Origin of the sequence: Vibrio sp. VPAP30, from assembly GCF_001188205.1 — a bacterium.
Taxonomy (GTDB): Bacteria; Pseudomonadota; Gammaproteobacteria; order Enterobacterales; family Vibrionaceae; genus Vibrio; species Vibrio bivalvicida.
In genome coordinates, this window is record NZ_LBLS01000013.1 from 417,042 (window position 1) to 433,942 (window position 16,901).

Annotated in this window: 14 protein-coding genes; 6 read left to right on the forward strand and 8 right to left on the reverse strand. The window is 44.3% G+C overall.

All coding sequences use genetic code 11. The features are described 5' to 3' along the window. The first annotated feature begins 28 nt into the window (after positions 1-28). The 4 genes from norR (at position 29) to ZX61_RS03795 (ending at position 6,367) form a co-directional block, all read left to right on the forward strand. Complete coding sequence (gene norR, locus ZX61_RS03780; protein WP_049843370.1) at positions 29-1,558, forward strand: nitric oxide reductase transcriptional regulator NorR; 1,530 nt, start codon at positions 29-31, stop codon at positions 1,556-1,558. A 389-nt stretch (positions 1,559-1,947) separates the two neighbouring features. Then, a complete protein-coding gene (locus tag ZX61_RS03785) occupies positions 1,948-3,237 on the forward strand; it encodes a phosphatase PAP2 family protein (protein ID WP_049843371.1) in 1,290 nt (429 codons plus the stop codon). Positions 3,238-3,618: 381 nt separating this feature from the next. After that, positions 3,619-5,280, forward strand: a complete 1,662-nt coding sequence (hcp, locus tag ZX61_RS03790) for a hydroxylamine reductase (protein ID WP_049843372.1) — start codon at positions 3,619-3,621, stop codon at positions 5,278-5,280. A gap of 55 nt (positions 5,281-5,335) precedes the next feature. Beyond that, on the forward strand, positions 5,336-6,367 hold the full coding sequence (locus ZX61_RS03795) for a hybrid-cluster NAD(P)-dependent oxidoreductase (RefSeq protein ID WP_049843373.1): 1,032 nt from the start codon (positions 5,336-5,338) through the stop codon (positions 6,365-6,367). A gap of 43 nt (positions 6,368-6,410) precedes the next feature. On the opposite strand, the gene ZX61_RS03800 is transcribed toward ZX61_RS03795, so the two are convergent. Then, entirely contained in the window at positions 6,411-7,307 is an 897-nt protein-coding gene (locus ZX61_RS03800; protein ID WP_049843374.1) for an EamA family transporter, read from the reverse strand. 103 nt (positions 7,308-7,410) lie between these two features. Between ZX61_RS03800 and ZX61_RS03805 the strand changes: the two genes are divergently transcribed. After that, positions 7,411-8,802 (forward strand): aminotransferase-like domain-containing protein, encoded by a 1,392-nt coding sequence (locus tag ZX61_RS03805; protein ID WP_049843375.1) that lies wholly within the window; start codon positions 7,411-7,413, stop codon positions 8,800-8,802. Positions 8,803-8,841: 39 nt separating this feature from the next. Here ZX61_RS03805 and ZX61_RS03810 read toward each other — a convergent pair whose 3' ends face one another. The 7 genes from ZX61_RS03810 to ZX61_RS03840 form a co-directional block, all read right to left on the reverse strand. Further along, entirely contained in the window at positions 8,842-10,503 is a 1,662-nt protein-coding gene (locus tag ZX61_RS03810) for an SgrR family transcriptional regulator (RefSeq protein WP_049843376.1), read from the reverse strand. A gap of 313 nt (positions 10,504-10,816) precedes the next feature. Next, positions 10,817-11,056 carry a hypothetical protein gene (locus tag ZX61_RS03815; protein WP_049843377.1) on the reverse strand — a complete coding sequence of 80 codons (240 nt, stop codon included), beginning with the start codon at positions 11,054-11,056 and terminating at the stop codon, positions 10,817-10,819. Position 11,057: 1 nt separating this feature from the next. Next, on the reverse strand, positions 11,058-11,417 hold the full coding sequence (locus ZX61_RS03820; protein ID WP_049843378.1) for a hypothetical protein: 360 nt from the start codon (positions 11,415-11,417) through the stop codon (positions 11,058-11,060). A gap of 542 nt (positions 11,418-11,959) precedes the next feature. Beyond that, a complete protein-coding gene (locus tag ZX61_RS03825; RefSeq protein WP_049843379.1) occupies positions 11,960-12,433 on the reverse strand; it encodes a hypothetical protein in 474 nt (157 codons plus the stop codon). A 34-nt stretch (positions 12,434-12,467) separates the two neighbouring features. Then, a complete protein-coding gene (locus tag ZX61_RS03830) occupies positions 12,468-13,181 on the reverse strand; it encodes a hypothetical protein (RefSeq protein WP_049843380.1) in 714 nt (237 codons plus the stop codon). A gap of 200 nt (positions 13,182-13,381) precedes the next feature. Further along, complete coding sequence (locus tag ZX61_RS03835) at positions 13,382-14,755, reverse strand: YjiH family protein (RefSeq protein ID WP_049843381.1); 1,374 nt, start codon at positions 14,753-14,755, stop codon at positions 13,382-13,384. 185 nt (positions 14,756-14,940) lie between these two features. Further along, a complete protein-coding gene (locus ZX61_RS03840) occupies positions 14,941-15,843 on the reverse strand; it encodes a LysR family transcriptional regulator (RefSeq protein ID WP_049843382.1) in 903 nt (300 codons plus the stop codon). A gap of 95 nt (positions 15,844-15,938) precedes the next feature. Here ZX61_RS03840 and ZX61_RS03845 point away from each other — a divergent pair, with 95 nt between their 5' ends. Beyond that, on the forward strand, positions 15,939-16,898 hold the full coding sequence (locus ZX61_RS03845; RefSeq protein WP_049843383.1) for a nitrilase family protein: 960 nt from the start codon (positions 15,939-15,941) through the stop codon (positions 16,896-16,898). Positions 16,899-16,901: the final 3 nt, after the last annotated feature.

Below are 16,901 nucleotides of genomic sequence, written 5' to 3' on the forward strand. Positions count from 1 at the left end.
CGACTCTTCAAAAAGGGATCACCAAATCATGAAAGCTAACTTGAATAAAGTCCTGTTGGATATCGCGCTCAATTTAAGTTCTAACCAAAACAGTGAAACCCAATATCAGCACCTTATTGATGGTATTGATCAGGTATTTCCTTGTGATGCGAGCGCGTTATTTATCCTCGACCAAGATGGTTTTCTTACTCCCGTCGCGGTCAAAGGCATATCAAGCAGCATCCTAGCGCGGCGATTCTTCCCTAAAACTCATCCTCGCCTACAAGCCATCATGGAGAGCAAACAACCCGTGCGCTTTGGTGCCGATTGTGAGTTGCCCGACCCATTTAGTGGCATTCTGTTAAGTGAGGAAGCGGAGCTTGATGTCCATGACTGTATGGGCTGTAGCTTGTATGTCGGAGGGCAGTTGGTCGGAGTGCTAACGCTAGATTCTCTGACAGTGGGAGCATTTGATAGCATTGACCCGGTGACAATCGAAACCTTCGCTGCACTTGCTGCCGCAACCTTACGCAATATTGCTCAAGTTAAAGCCCTTAAGGCGCAAAACAAAAAGCAAAAACATGTCACCGAAACCTTGATTCAGCAAGCTCGCTCCAAGCAAGGAGAGATGGTTGGCGTGAGTCCGCAGATCGAAAAACTACGCACCAACATAGCAACGGTGGCGCAGTCTGACTACGCCGTGTTGATCACAGGGGAAACCGGGGTGGGAAAAGAGCTCGTTGCGCACAGTGTGCACGCTCAAAGTCACCGCGCCAACAAACCAATGATCTACGTAAACTGCGCCGCGCTACCTGAAGGCCTCGCCGAAAGTGAGTTATTTGGTCATGTTAAAGGAGCATTTACAGGAGCAAATAGTTCCAGAGCAGGTAAATTTGAACTTGCCGATGGCGGCACTATTTTCTTGGACGAGTTAGGCGAATTGCCGCTAGTTCTGCAAGCAAAATTGCTGCGCGTGATTCAACAAGGCGAACTGCAACGAGTCGGCAGCGACCAGCACTTGTTGGTTAATGTGCGCATTATCGCGGCCACTAACCGTTCTCTAGCGCAAGAAGTCGAAAGTGGGCAGTTCAGAGCCGACTTATACCACCGCCTAAATGTCTTTCCTATTTCAGTGCCACCGCTAAGAAAACGCGAAGGTGATCTCCCAGTACTCGCGGGCTACCTGCTAGAAAAAGTCCGCAGCCAATTCAATATCCCTAACCTGCATTTACACCCTAAAAGCCTCAGCCTACTTGAGCGTCAAGCTTGGCCGGGCAATGTCCGAGAGCTTGAACACACGCTGACTAGAGCCGCGCTGCGTGCCATCCAAAATCAACAACAGATCATTACAACCCAACACTTTGATGGTGGTATTGAAACCGCAGCAAAGCTGACAAATAACAATTACCTACCCAAACAGAGTCAAGCTATGCGTGGATTAGTTGAAGACTATCAAAAAAATCTCATCCTACATGCACTAGAAAAGTCGAATGGCACGTGGGCTAAAGCCGCTGAGTTTCTGCAAATGGATAGAGGAAATCTATACCGGATGGGCAAAAAACTCGGAGTAGAGATTTAACACTTTTCCCTCCACCCAGGCCAGCACAACCAAAATTGAAATTAGCATATCAAATATGAGAGGCAACATAGCCTTACACACGAATAGCGCTACAATCAGATAAAAACCTTTCCAGACGAATCACTTTTGAAATACAATCACCACAAATGATTTCAAAATAGTCATTTTTGTTACACAAAACATTAAAAGACGCCGAAAAGTTTCTAATTTAAGTTGCCGATCACGAATAGATGTACAGAAACATAATTCGGATTGGCTCGACTTAGGCCTAGTAGCTTCGATTTTGAATCGTTATAGATAGCGTGAATTAAACGAATGAGTATTTAAATGAACTCCATATCGTCGTCTTACTTGTACAACACTCAGAACAGCGTTGATGGTATTACTCAATGAAAAAACTTATTTTGTCTGCAGCAGTTAGCTTCGTTTTTGCGCAAAGTACTGCTTTCGCCAACACTCCTAACAATGCAATTACTGCAAATACTGACGACGACTATGTTGTGGCAGGAGACTACATTCAAATCGCTTTACCTGTGACGGGTCTGTTCGCGGCCTGGCTACATGATGATGGAGAAGGAGCCAAGCAACTGACGTACTCACTTGCGACAACTATAGGTATTGTTCAAGCGGGTAAATTCGCCGTAGGCCGAATTAGACCAAACTCATCGAACTCAGCGTCGTTCCCCTCGGGACACACTGCGGCAGCATTCTCAGGAGCTTCTTTTCTACACACTCGCTACGGCGCTAAGTGGGGGATTCCTGCGTATGCTGCCGCAAGCTTTGTAGGCGCAAGCCGTGTTCACGGAAATCGCCACTATGCCGACGACGTTTTAGCTGGCGGCGGTATCGCATTTCTAACCAACCAGTTTTTCGTCTCAGAGTATTCCCCGGAAGGCGTAAATCTTAGTGCAGCGCCACTAAAAGACGGCATGATGGTCAATGTAAGCTTGACCAACAAAGCGTTTGAATATGACTCAAACAGAAAGCGTACAAATCCGGTTTATGCGAAGAGTAAACGTCACTCCTTTACTCTAGATATAGGTTTCAATACTTACGACACTTTGGGTGATTTCGGTGTAAACCAAACGCTAGAAAACTCAGCACCTGACGACGACTACCAGCCTTTCTCGTCCGCTTACTATACGTACCAGCTAGATGATGATAGCTCGATAGAAGTACAAATGGCCCCTAACGAAACTCGCCGTACAGGTAAAGTAAGCGGTAACTTCGAGGTCAGCGACAATAGCTACTCACAAGGAGAAGAAATCTTTATTGCTCTGCGTCAATGGAGTGCTGGCGCACAATATCAAAAGCACTATCAGGTGAGTGATCAAGTAACCATGACGGCCGGTGCTGGTTTATACGCCTACTTAGTCGAATTGGAAACCGATCTGCTAAACGGTGGTAAGCACTCTAAGCTTAGCTCCAAACCGGTGCTTCCAGCAGTATCTGGGCAAATGGAATATGCCTTTAATGATAACTGGTCAGTTAAAGGAAGAATGGATTACCTAAGCTTTGATCGTGACAGCGTATTCAACTCAGAAGCCGGGGTTAATTACAAACCTAACACTGACTGGACACTCGCTCTTAAGTACGCCTACACCAATAATCGATGGGATATGTATGACACCCGGTACAAATCCGAGTCTGTTTTGCTCTCAGTGACTAACCACTTTTAACACTCCTTAGGCTCACCCCATTTGGTGAGCCTTTTAATTACCACTTCTTCCGGTGTTGTAATAATCACATCACTCCTTAGACATCCCATTAACCTACGTATTTTCCTCGAGTTATCGCATTCGACTGACACAGGAGCGTGTTTATTGTTCAAGGTTTAGCCACAGACTCGATGCTTAGTTGTTCTTTCTCCGCGTCAAAGCACTAGCGCGATGTAATAAACACATCGCTCGCGATGTAATAAGTACATCAATTCAATACCAGACAAAACAATAAATCAAATAAAAACATATAGTTAGGCATTGGCACGCTACCTGCTCTATCAGTCTCAAAATAAAACGGCGGATGGTTCCGCTAACAATTATCACGACTGGAGACGCGCAATGTTCTGTATTCAATGTGAACAGACTATTCAAACCCCTACTGTAAAGGGCTGCTCATTTGCACAAGGTATGTGTGGCAAAACTTCTGAAGTTTCTGATTTACAAGACGTATTAGTCTACACCCTACAAGGTGTTTCTTACTGGGCTGAGCAAGCGCGCAAATTCGATATCATCGATACTGAGATCGACCAGTGGGCACCAAAAGCTTTCTTTTCTACGCTGACCAACGTTAACTTCGATCCAGAACGTATTCTTGAACTTGCTTCATTGGCAGCGCAATACAAAGCTCGCTTAAAAGAACAAACGCTCGCGGCAGCTAAATTGGGTGATATCGAACTGGATGAAGCACCATCTGTCGCCCACTTTGAGCTTCCGGCGAGTGCGGAAGAGATTTTGGCTCATGCTCCTCTTGTTGCCGTTAACCGCGGCTACCAGCAATTAAGTGAAGATGTGATTGGTCTGCGCCTACTTTGCTTATATGGCCTAAAAGGGGCAGCAGCCTATATGGAACACGCACGCGTACTAGAGCAAACCAACACAGAGATTTATGCCGAGTACCACCAAATCATGGCATGGCTTGGCACCGACCCAGAGGACTTAAACGCTCTACTTGAGTGTTCAATGCAGATTGGCCTAATGAACTACAAGGTGATGGAGATGCTAGACGCGGGTGAAACTGCTACGTTCGGTCACCCTACACCTACTGCCGTTAACGTTAAGACAGTAAAAGGCAAAGCGATTCTAGTGTCTGGTCATGACCTACATGATCTAGAAAAGATCCTGCAACAAACTGAAGGCAAAGGCATTAATGTCTACACCAATGGTGAAATGCTGCCAGCACACGGCTACCCAGAACTAAACAAGTATCCTCACTTAGTGGGTAACTACGGTAGCGCATGGCAAAACCAGCAAAAGGAGTTTGCCAACTTCCCTGGCGCAATTGTCATGACATCGAACTGTTTGTTGAATCCAAATGTCGGCCAATACGCCGATCGCCTGTTTACACGCAGTATTGTTGGCTGGCCGGGCGTAGCACATATCGAAGGTGATGATTTCAGCCAAGTGATTGAGTGCGCTCTAGCTCAAGATGGTTTCCAACATGATGAAATCGAACAGATGATCACGGTTGGCTTCGGTCGTAATGCGCTCATGGAAGCGGCACCGGCAGTGGTTGAACAAGTTAAGGAAGGCAACATCAAACATTTCTTCCTAGTGGGCGGTTGTGACGGTGATAAGTCTGAGCGTAGTTACTACACAGACTTCACCGCAGCAGCACCTGAAGACAGCGTTATCCTTACCCTAGCTTGTGGTAAATTCCGTTTCAACAAGAATCAGTTTGGTGACATCAACGGTATCCCACGTTTACTCGATGTTGGTCAATGTAATGATGCCTATTCAGCAATCCAACTTGCACTAGCGCTATCTAAAGAGTTCGACTGTGATATCAATGAGCTTCCGCTAACCCTCGTTCTATCTTGGTTTGAACAAAAAGCGATTGTTATCTTACTTACCCTATTCGCTTTAGGCGTGAAAGGTATCTACACAGGTCCAACAGCGCCTGCTTTCTTGACCGACAACCTACTGGCAATCATTCAAGAGAAATTCGATATGCGCAGTATCGGTAATGTTGAAGACGATCTAAAAACCATCTTAGCTGCTTAATCCTCGCCAATTTGCCTAGCTCTGATGGAGCTAGGCACTTTTTTAAGAGAAAACTATGACAAGTGAATGGCAAAACAACCTGCCAACAACTTTACGCTGTGTAGAGAAGTGGCAAGAAACCCTTGATACCGTGAGCATAACGCTGGCCCCTATAGACGATGAAGATATCGCTTTCGAATTTAAGCCCGGACAGTTTGTCTCACTCGGTTTTGAGATGGAGGGTAAAGTTGAATATAGAGCGTATTCGATTAGCTCTGTGCCTAACGAACCTCAGTTAAAACTGACCATCAAGCGCGTAGAGGGAGGGTTAATCTCAAACCACATTATCGATTCCTTATCCCCGGGTGATACTGTGTTGGCCCTTGCACCTACTGGTCCATTTAACAGTGTCGATTGCACGCCAAAAGATAAAGTCGTTATGCTTAGCGCAGGTTGTGGTATTACCCCAGTAATGTCGATGACAAAGACTTGGTTAGCTGATGGCAAAGATATCGATATCGTGTTTATTCATATGGCTAAAAGCGCTCAGCAAACCATCTATTTTGATGAGTTAGAGTCAATGGACAGCATTCACAGCCACTTCCACTTTAAGTTGCTGCTAAAAGACAACACCGGGACACGTCATCCGCAAGGTCGCCTAGATAAGGCATGGCTGCAAACCCTATGTCCTGACATCGCGGAACGCACCGTTTATCTATGCGGGCCAACTCAGTTTATGCAGGATATGGAGTCTCACTCTCTCGCACTCGGAGTCGAGCCTCAAGCGTTTCATCAGGAAAGCTTCACTCCAATCGAAACCCATCAAGAGCCATCTGCTGGCGGTGTGGTTCAATTTGAAGTGCCCGCTTTTGGTGTCACTGCTGAAGTTGAGCAAGGTGCAACACTTGCCGATGTCCTAGAAGACAATAGTGTACCTATCATCATCGCTTGTCGCAGTGGCATGTGTGGTTCTTGCAAATGCAAAGTGACTAAAGGAGAAGTGTCTCGTACTAGCACCGAGACTCTGACTGAACAAGACTTAGCGGAAGGTTATACGCTCGCGTGCTCTAGCCAGATTCAGAGCGATGTTGAAGTCGAATTAATGTGATTGTACACATTCCGAGTAAGTCTTCACTTACTCGGAGTCCATTCTATCGTGCTAGCTTCCCAAACGCTTTAGTCGAGGTCTTTTGCATAGATGCAGGCTTAACGATTAACCCAATCCCAACCAAAAACAGTCCAGAGGCAATGATCTGTGCCATAGACAACACCTCATCATACATAAAGTAACCACTTACTAAAGCAAACACTGGAACAAGTAACGTCAGTGGCGCAGTGGTACTTAACGGGTACTTAATCAGCATTAGATTCCACACCCAGTAACCAAACAGAGTGGTAGGATACGCCTGAAATACCACCGCAATCGTGGTGTTCCAATTCCACTGTTCAAACGCCTGCCAGATGATCGCTTCGCCATGCAGTGAGACGGCAAATAGAACAAGAGGCAGTGGCGAAAACAACATTCCCCACACATTGAACGCAAAAGCCTGAGTGGTCTTTGACGCTTTGACAATCACACCCATCAAGGTCCAAGAGCAGGCAGCGATCATAATCAAAACAGCGCCTTTTAACGTCACATTACCTGTTGTTGCTGAAACCAGTACTGCCAAGGCACACATTGCTAGAGCCGCACCCACAACTTTACGCAGCGGTGCCTGCTCTTTAAAAATCCAAATCCCGACCGCCATGCCGATAAGTACATTGGTTGACAGTAGAACGGAAGACATTCCAGACGAAAGACCCGCAGTGATAGACCAAGAGGCCATTCCCCACACACCAACCCCAAACACAATGCCGTAGCCAACTAAGTAACGCCACGCGACATTTGGCCTAGCAATAAAGAAGATCGCAGGAATCACTGCGAGCGCAAAACGTGCCGCTGTTGCCAACAAGGGGTGAACATTGGTTACCCCCATTTTGATCATCGAGAAGTTAAATCCCCAAATAGCCATGACAAGCACCGCTAACAATAAGTCATTTCTTTTCATATTCGTCCCTCTTATGTTTTGCCACAGTATCCCTTGAGCGACAAATCATATACAGATACAATTTTTTAAATAAAAACCAGTACAGTTAAGTGAAAAAGCGAAAATGAGCATCTACCAACAACTCGCCAATCAATTTATTGAAGAGATAGAAAACGGTAAAAGAATCGAAGGAGGGCGAATGCCATCGCTCAGGCAGTTGGCTAAACAGCAGTCGGTAAGTATGTCTACGGTAGTCAGTTGCTATCAAGAATTGGAATCGCAGGGCTGGATTCACTCAAGACCACAAGCGGGTTACTTTGTTTCACCTCGCAAGCCAGTGCACTCGACGCCAGATTGGGCTCAATTTGAAAGTAAGGTCTCTCACGTCATCAAAACTTCACCAACCCACAATGCGAAAAGTGGTCCACTGGGCGTGTCGAGTACCTCAGCGGATGAACAGTCTGTGGTTGAGTTGGAGCGTAGCTTTCGCCGTGCACTGAAACGGATGGGAGACAGGCTCAATCACTATCCCGATATTCAAGGAGAGCCTTTACTTCGCAGTGCTTTATCCACCCACTTTGCCAAGCTCGACTTACATTTTAATCCCGATCAGATCGTCATCACAGCAGGGTGTATGTCTTCGATCAAAGCGGCACTAGAAGCCTGTACCAAACAAGGCGACACCATAGCGATCAGCTCTCCATGCTTCAATGGTATTTTGGAGCTGCTGGGGAAAATGTCGCGCAAGATCATTGAGATCCCTTCTTTGGATGACGGTATCGACCTTGAACAACTTGAAGCGCACCTCAAGCACAGACGTGTCGATGCAGCGATATTTTGCACCTCGCATATGAACCCGCAAGGCATCAATATGTCGGCTAACCAGAAACAAAAGCTAGCCCAGCTCGCCAATGATTACCGTATCCCGGTGATCGAAGACGATGTCTATATGGAGCTCTCCTACTCTTCCCACACCCCATTACCGGCTAAATATTATGACAAGGAGGGTTATGTCTTATGGTGTGGCTCTGTCTCAAAAAGCCTTTCACCCAGTTACCGTTTGGGCTGGTGCCTTCCGGGGAGATACCTAGATACGTACAAAACCCAATTTGCATCGGCGAGTTATGGGGTTGCCCTGCCAACCCAACTCGCTGTGGCGGATTTTATCGAATCAGGTCAGTACGCCAAGCATGTAAAGAGAAGGCGCACCCAATTACTTAGCTTGCGACAGCAATACCTTGAATACCTTACTGAGCATTTGCCGCGTGACGTGAAAATCAGTCACCCACAAGGTGGAATGGTGCTATGGCTACAAATACCCAACTTGGATCACCTTGCACTGGCAGAAGGTATTGAGCAACTTCAATTAGATGTCAGGCTTGGCCATCTATTCACTACTCTCGATCTTTATACCGAGTGCATTCGAATCAATATGGGCTATCCATTACAGGGAGCGGTAAAAAATGAGTTAGACACCTTGATTAAGCTGATCCGAAAATACAATTCCACCTATTAACGGTGAGACTTAACTCTTTCTTGCAAAGAACATCAGGATTTATAAAGTATGGTTGTTCCATAACCTGTGTAGATCCAAGTACCCGTTCTTCTTCAACTGTATTCCCGAAACTTGTTTCGTTTTAGTCACTACCTTTTGCCCCCAAAACAACGGCAGCAAATGATGACGATCTACTATGGTGTTAATTACATCGAGTAGTTCTTGCTCATAGCTAAAATTGGCAACGACTTTCTGTACATGAACTCTATGCTCTTCAAACTGCTCTTGAGTAAGTGCAAACCTCAATGAAGTTGTAGTTAAAAGCCAATCATACAAACCATATCGACTCGGTTGCTCCAACAACTCTTCACACAAAAGTAGATCAATTTTGTCTCGATACTCATCTAGCGCATCTAAATCTGAGATAGGAAGGCATCTGACTTTTATTCCCGTTTTCTCTATTGTTTCAGTTAGCCAGTTAATTAAGTGGCGTTTATATTTGACCCTCCACTCACTGTGACCAATGACTACTTCCCCTGATAACACCGGACATTCAGATTGTTCATGCTTCAAGAAGCCGAAATGACTAATAATATCAATCCCTTGTTGATGAGTGTAAATCGTTCGTTGTTGCTGAATAAAGGTAAGCAGCGCTGCCAGTCCGTCTTTGGTAATTGTGGCTGAATCTCGTAGCCTGATCGCTAGAGTAGAAAATGCTTGGATTGGATGCTTTTCGCTTTCAGGATTTTCTGTTTCAAAACTTAGAAAACTGTCCAACACCTTCCCCTCGTGGCAGAGGTTTATCGTACTTAGAAGAGCTCCCGTGGCAAAGTATTGAGAGTTTCTAACCAATACCAGTTTCTTGTCGTCCCAATGGGTTAAATGAAGCGGTCCGGTACCCACACGGACACGGCGCTGACCCAAAACTTGATATCTTCTTGTCGCAATAGAAGCATTTGGAGTAGTTAACGCGAAAACAAAAAGAGGGTTAGCATCAGAAAGATCGATAAAGATAGCATTTTGCTCGCGATCGTAACCTACTCTAACAACTTGCTTGAAGAGCCACTTATAAGGGCCCTCTGATGAGAAAAGTCTATTTAGACTCTCAATGATATCTAACTTGGTAAGTGGTAAACCATCATGGCATAGGACATGAGGGTTTATCCAAAAGCAATAACGCTTGCCTTGATTCGTCACTGAGTATTCATAAGCGATATGATTGTGAATATGACCATTTTCATCAATTCGAAGCAACGTATCATACATTGCGCTGATTACCTGCATTTCTGCCGATACATAAGTAATTGCAGGATCTAGTTTATTAACAGGAGGGTATTGAGTAACAGTTAACGTACTACTAGCTTTATTGGCATTTTCAGTTTCATGCATCAATAGATGTAATATTCTTGAAGCAAGAGAGCGATGAGCTTCTAGATACTTGGGTATTTGATCTAGATTTCCTTCAGTGATATCGGATTGTATACATTCATACAGGGCTTGGTATAAAGATGCGACAACTGTGATTTTACTATTCTTTCCTCTACCAACAGCAGGGCTCCATAATATCCAGCCACATTCTTGTAGAACCTTAATGATATTTGAAGTATTTCGCCTACTCGTTGAAAAAATCTCTTCTAGATCTTCGATCGAAACTTCATAACCACGGCCATAGTTGAAGTTTTTGAGTAACTGCGACAATCTACGCAAGCGTAAGTCTTTCATATTTTTATTTTAGTATTGATACACTGCCTACGAAAACTTCAAAGCACCTATATAATTCAATAAGCACCTTATAGATAGTCTATCTATGCAACCTAAAGTTATTCATCTACTTTAGTCATTATCACACACAAAAATTCATCATCTTTATACAAGAGTCGGAAATTTGTTTTATTTAGACACAATTTGAAATAACAATCATTGCTGCTATCACAAGCAAACAAAAACACCACTACTACTTTAGGGTGATGTTGTGACAATTCTCAAATAAGAGATACTAAATATTTGCAACCTTCCTTGGTTGCCAGATAACTACCTAATCTAAATGCTTAGATAGTAAAGAATGAATAAGTTTGAATTCCTCAGTTTGTTTCAACGCATGCAGAAAAACAATAGACTGGCTGGTGTAGGCAAGGTTCAGCAAAGTACCTAAATTCGACTCATGTACTTGTTCGCACATAATCGCCGCTACCATGCAACCACGGACATTTTTGTCATGCACATCAATCTCTAACAACTGGGCGCAACGAATTGCCTCTTGAACACGAGTCTCCATTCTACATATACCTCACAGCGGCATCACCGTTTAGAATAAGAAGCATTCTAAACTCCTCCGTGTGACGCATAGCGCTCGCGAGTAATTTTTCTCTATGACTCCAGTTTTCATCTAAATTTCTCGAAACATACTGTTCGAGTTCTGCGAGAGCTTTCTTCTCAGATATATCGGGAGTACTTGCAATAGACGCCAAAATGGATTTATTTACATTGGATGACAAATCAAAGCTTTTTTTTCTGCTATCTTCTATTAGTGCTTTTAAAACCTTTTTCTTTTGTGCACGAATCATACACATTTTTAATTCATGACGATCAAATGCATAACCAATTTCATCTAACAGCTCTGTCACTTCTTGAAACATACTTTCTCCTAACTAAAACTAAACCGATTGAATCGTATATATGGTTAATTCCAGCCTGACGAAACATACTACTTAGCTTTATATTTATAGCAGCTAAGCCTGTACATCAATTCGATAAATTATCTGTTGTTATTTTTATAATTTGCTTCCATCTATTTCCAATTTCAGGAATTACGAGAGCAAATAAATAGTACGGCTATCAGAAAAATAAACCATGAAATAAATAGGGCATGAAACTGCATGTTTTAGTGACCTTGATCACAAATAAAACAACTTCAGTTACATATAAATCAAGTAAATTCAATGAGTTAAAGATCTTTCACTGTCAAATAGGGGAGCAGTGCGAGAGTTAGATAACAGGTCAAACCAGAACTACAATTGCAATTCAAACAACTAACACGAAGCTCAAGCAGACCGAAGTTCAGCAATAGTGGAAGAATAATCCAACTGGGAAATAAGTCATTAGAAGGACTCCACCTTGCCCCTGACAAGGTGGGTATATTATTGGTATCAGTCTATAGAGCATAGCTAGAAACCGTTATTCAGACTCTGATATTACTGGATCTGAAAGAGTGAGCAGCAGATACTGTTTCCTGTTCCTGATCTGGAGCTTCATCCACTGACAGGATCTGATCCCATTCAAGGGCTTTGTCAAGAAGCTCTGTTAGTGTTTCCTGAATCAGGCCAGAACGATAATCTACCAATCTGACCGTGGTGAAAACGGATGCCTGTTCAGTACCTGAAAAAACACCGATACCGGGCTCACCGCGAAGAGGGCCCATCGCGTATTCCGCGAACAAAGTGAAAAGCTGTTTAGGTATCTGACTCGGAATAGCCACTGTTGTCGTTACAGAGATAGCTAACTCGTGTAACACGGTGTTGCCGACGATATTGACAACATAAGGGAGGTTTTCTGGGCTTTCTGTAGGCTGCACTTCAAAACAACAGACTTGATTCTCATCAAAACTCAACTGCTCGACTGAAAGCTCAGCGAGTATCTTTTTATATATATCCAACGGTAATAACTCCTGCTAATTCACTGCTTACTATTTACATGCTGAGCTGCAAATCATTGCCCTTCTGCTGCTCGTAAGGCGCAATAAACTGAGCGTTAAATTCCGCATTAACTTTATGGCTAAGGTCTTCACAGTGATTTCTTAGTTCAACCAGTTTCTTCTGGTCACCGGCTAAAGCAGGGGCTTGCTGTAAATATTCATCGGTCAGACGACTAAAAATCGCATCTTTGCCAACAATAAAGCTAGAGAAGTTCTGGTTGATAAACTCTAGTGCACCGCTATCCATATTTTCTAGGCCTAAACGTGCCTTGTTGGCGTCAGTGACATCGTCGAATGTGGCTGTCGAAGGATCGGTTCCTGGCTTTAAAAACTGGGCATCATTCTTAAAATCACTGGCAGTCTGGCTAAACGCTGCTTTCACCAAATTTTGTACAGGGATGGCCTCTGTTAACTGCTTTTGTACTTCTGATTTTATCTGAGTGGCTCTAGTTGTGAATGCGCTCTCATTCTTATTGGCAGCCCTGCTGAAAAAATCAACAACCGCGTTTTTAATACGTCCTGTCTTTGATAAATGCCCTAAATCTCGAGTTGCAGATACCTGCCCACTTCCATCCACTGTAATGGTGTAATCTTTACCCGTACCTAAGTTAAGGTGGAATTTCTGTTCTTCACCCGTGTTTACTTTATCAAGCTGTAAGTTATTGCTGACCGCGTTTGTAATTGCGGGATTAACACCACTAATCGACATTGAATTCTTCCTTACTGCGAGGTTTATCTTGATTTGATATATACCTTAGCCCCAAATCAAAACGATTGTTATCAGTAACGGCCGAGCTATTTTAGAATCGATATAGAAGGGAAAATGGCAGTATAATCAGCTTATTAGTCAGAAAAAAGCCCGATAAACATATAGCTATCGGGCTTTAAGAACTCAATGAATAAGTCCGACTAGAAGATCGCGTGAGCAACTAGAACGATAATAGGTAGCGTAACTAAAGTACGTAGTAGGAAAATTGCTACCAATTCTAGGAAGTTAATTGGCACCTTACTGCTTAGGATAACCGAGCCTGTCTCTGACATGAAAATCAGCTGAGTAACAGACAGCGCTGCAACAACAAACTTGGTTAAATCCGCATTCACAGATGACGCCGCAATGATTGAAGGAACATACATATCAGTGAAGCCCACCAGCATAGTTTCCGCCGCCGCCGCTGCTTCTGGCACATTAAGTAGCTCTAGTAGAGGTACAAACGGAGCACCCAGCATCGAGAACAATGGCGTCGCTTCTGCAACCACTAGGCCTAGTGTACCAATCGCCATAACAACAGGAAGAACACCAAACACCATATCTAGCGCGTTATGCACACCTTCTTTAGCCACTGAGCCTAAGCTTTTTACTTTGTCGGCACGCTTCAGTGCTAGCTCCATACCAAAGCCTAGAGTCGATTTACCTGCTGGAACCAGTTCATCATCTCGGTTCGGTGCACTACCATCAATGTAGAGATCTTTTTTGTAAGATAGTGGTGGCAGGAACTGAATTACCATCGCCGCCGCAACGCCAGACAAACAAATCGCAAAGTAAAACGGTACAAAGTAGTTTGCTAATCCAACTTGAGTCAGTACCACTAGCGAGAATGAAATACCCACAGGTGAGAACATAGTTGCAACCACCGCTGCTTCACGCGCTGTGTATTTTTTATCTTCATACTGCTTGCTAGTTAAGATAACACCGACCGTACCATCGCCTAACCATGAAGACATACAGTCAATCGCCGCTCTACCCGGCAGGCGGAAAACAGGGCGCATAAACTTACTCAGTAACGTACCTAATAGCTCTAGCAGCCCAAAATTAAGCAGTAACGGAAGTAATAACCCCGCAAGGAAGAAAGTCACCAATAGCGATGGAAGCAAGTCATTTAAAACTAGACCACCCGTGTTACCGTTCCAGATGATCTCTGGCCCGATTTGATGCAATGCCAGTAGCGTAAATAACGCACCTAACGAACGAATCACTAGCCAAGTTGGAGTCAGAATGAAAAGTCTTGTAAGCAGATAAGATTGCGTAACAAAAGTTGGCTTTAAAAGACTTGCGGCAAATGATGCAAAAGCTGAAAAACAGATCACGCCAGTGACCGTCGGTAAAATCGCATCCCCTAGCAGCGCTTTAACCCCTTTAGCCATTAAAGCCAGTGGGAAGGTAAAGTTACCGTCGAATGTTAGCGGAGCAAGGAAAAAGAATAATCCTAGCAATGATGGAATCGCAAACATCAGCAGATTCCGGTTAGTTTTGTGGTTCTCTTCAACGAGAAGTGTATCGCTCATCTGACTACTCCCTAGATGACTACAATTTCACTTAAAGTGAATAAATCTTCAATATGAGCGATTATATATCCTAAAAAATCCAACACAAGCTAAAATTGCAATTTTATTCACCATTAATAAATAAAAAGTCAAACTTAACATCTGTAACAATAACTAAACAACAAAACATAACACTAGAGAATACTTCACGATTTACTGAGAGTATCTGGTGTCCCTCCTCGCGAGTTTAGCTCTGTCACTAACTCAACAAAATTATCTAGCAGTGCGTTGGGCGAGTGCGGTAACCACACCAAACCGATAGGCCAATGGGCATACTCCCCTTCCAATGGAATAAAACGCACATGTGGATTGCTGATCGCTTGAGCGCTTTGAGGAACAATGGTAAATCCCAGTCGCGCGGAGACTAATGCGAGTAGCGTTAAGATGTCATCCGCTTCTTGGGCAATGGTTAACTCCTGTTGATTAGCTGCGAGGTAGCCCTCTATTTGTCGGCTGAGCCCTGGGCCTCGATTAGTCGCCAATTTTAAATAGTTATGCCGAGCTAACGAATGCCAAAGCTCTTGCTCGTCAATGTCTTCATCTCGATGAATGGCGACCACCAATTGATCATCAAACAGAGGTAAGGTTTTGAACTGACTATCGCTCGCAATGCGATTGAAGCTTACATCGAGCTCACAACTTTGCAGTTGGTCTAGTTGGGTTTGGGAAGGAATGTCGTTCAGCACAATATTGACGTCGGGATAGCGCTGTTTAAATGCAGCCACAAAACGAGGCGCCTCATGGTAGGTTGAAACTCCAAAGCCGATTTTCAAACTTCCATACAACCCAGAAGATACTCGCTGCGACAGGGTGTCGAACTGCTCAAATTGACGCAGCAGACGTTGAGCCTCGGGCAACAGCGACTGACCTGCAGCGGTCAAACGCGCACCATGGCGACCACGCTCAAATAGTGGAGCACCCACTTTGGTTTCTAAACGTTGAATTTTCTTGGTAATGGCAGGTTGCGTGAGAAACAGCCTCTCCGATGCCAACCGGTAGTTTTGGCTCTCAGCCAAAATGCAGAATGTTTTGAGCAACTCAACTTCCATTCCAAACCCTTATTGAACAGATAATTTATTTCATTATATGGAATGAAATAGTTTTCTTAAACTCACAACCAGTTTTTATCAAGTAAGGAATCTCCGTGGAAAAGTTACGTGTCGCATCCGTTCAATTTAATCATCACCCTGGGGATAAAGCGTATAATCTTGCTGTGATTGAGCACTATGTAAAAAGCGCTCAATCACAAGGGGTTGAGCTTATCTGCTTCCCAGAAATGTGTATTTCAGGCTACTGGCATGTTTCTAAACTGAGCAGAGAGCAAATCGTTCAACTTGCTGAACCTATTCCGGCAGGCAGTTCGAGCCAGCAGATTTTGTCGCTCTCCAAACAAACGGGGATCAACATTGGCGTTGGGTTGATTGAAATTGATGAGCAAGGCTGTCTCTACAATACCTTTATCCTAGCGATGCCGAACGGCAACATCACCAAGCACCGAAAACTGCATACCTTTGTCAGCCCGCACATGAGTAGCGGCGACCAATACACCGTGGTCGAAACCCCGCAAGGTTGGCGAGTTGGCATATTGATCTGTTGGGATAACAACTTAGTTGAGAACGTAAGGATGACAGCACTCAAAGGCGCAGACGTTCTGCTTGCCCCTCACCAGACAGGAGGTTGCCATTCACGTAGCCCGAACGCGATGGGAAGGATCGACCCGCAGCTTTGGCTTAACCGACATAAAGACCCGGAAGCTATTCGAACTGAAATGCAGGGACGAAAAGGACGCGCTTGGCTAATGCGTTGGCTGCCTGCCCGAGCGCACGACAATGGGCTGTTTCTGATATTTAGCAATGGTGTTGGCGTTGATATGGACGAAGTGAGAACTGGCAATGCGATGATCCTAAACCCTTACGGTGAGGCCATGGTTGAAACTGACGCGATAGACAACGCCATGATCATTGCCGACCTTGATCCCAAAGAGCTCGATATGTGCACAGGCAGGCGTTGGATAAGGGGACGCAGACCAGAACTTTATCGTGAGCTTGCCCAACGACAAGGCTATGAGCTTGACCCTTATCATGCCCGGTTTAACGAAAAATAGTTC